The organism is Kitasatospora cystarginea (assembly GCF_039533515.1).
GTDB lineage: Bacteria > Actinomycetota > Actinomycetes > Streptomycetales > Streptomycetaceae > Kitasatospora > Kitasatospora cystarginea.
On the sequence record NZ_BAAATR010000181.1, the window covers coordinates 1 to 999 of the forward strand.

Annotated in this window: 2 pseudogenes; both read right to left on the reverse strand. The window is 71.6% G+C overall.

The features are described 5' to 3' along the window. Window positions 1-222: 222 nt before the first annotated feature. A pseudogene (locus tag ABD369_RS40700) lies at window positions 223-538 on the reverse strand (DUF2267 domain-containing protein); the annotation flags it as partial. Window positions 539-670: 132 nt separating this feature from the next. Continuing rightward, window positions 671-907: pseudogene (locus ABD369_RS40705) on the reverse strand (DUF2267 domain-containing protein); the annotation flags it as partial. Window positions 908-999: the final 92 nt, after the last annotated feature.

The window sequence follows — 999 nt, forward strand, 5'->3', positions numbered from 1 at the left end:
ACGCCAACCACGCGACGGCCGAACAAGTGAACCTGAAACCCCGCCAACCCCTTCTGACCAGCTGATCAGCACCTCCCGCACGCCGGGGGAAGCTCACATGTCATCGGCGGCGGTGTCCGTATGTGAGCCTGCCCCAGGCCGGTAGCCTCGTCAGCCGCGTCGCCGAGGGCGAAGGCCTGGCCCGGGCGGCGAAACCCGCGTTCGAAGGCCGGGCCCGCCGCTTCAGGCTGCGGCCAGGTCCGCGCGGCCGAACAGCAGGGCATAGCCGCGGGGCAGGTGGGCGAGGAGGCGGTCGGTGAGGTGGTCGTCGGTGAGGGTGGCGAGGGCGGCCAGGACGGAGGAGGCGTCCCAGCGGGCTGCGGTGAGGCTGGTGCCCAGGGTGTGGGCGAGGGTTTCGACGAAAGCGGGGGCGGTGACGGGGCTAGGCAGGGGGATCTGGGCGGCAAAGACGGCGCGGGCTCGCTCGGGCAGGGCAGGCGAGATCGCAGCGTTCATCTCCGGTGAGCTGGGAGCCGAGGACGGCCAGGACGGCGTCGAGGACGCGTTCGGCTTCCTCGTCGCTGGGGTAGCGGCCGGCTGTGCGGACCTGCTGGAGAAGCGGCGGTAGCGGGTCATGTCGGGCGGCCTTCCGGGGTGGGGCCGCGCGGTCGGCGCGGCGGCGCTGAGCGGGTCAGGGGCGGTGGCCGGCCCGTGGGCGGCCAAAGAGCAGGTCGTAGCCGGGTGGGAGCTGAAACAGGACGCGGTCCATGAGCTCATCGCCGGCGCCGTCGGCGACGGTGGACAGGACGGCGCCAATGTCCCACAAGGCGGTGGTCTCGGTGGCGCCCTCGATCCAGGCGGCCGTGGCGCGCACGAACCGTTCGGGGGTGAGCGGTTCGGCGGCCTGGAGGGGGTTGAGCAGGACTAGGCAGTGTCCTGGCGATCAGTTGAGTCGTTGATATGACTATGGGGTGTAGGAGTGATCTGACGGATGCCCAGTGGGAGCGCCTGGCGCCGCTT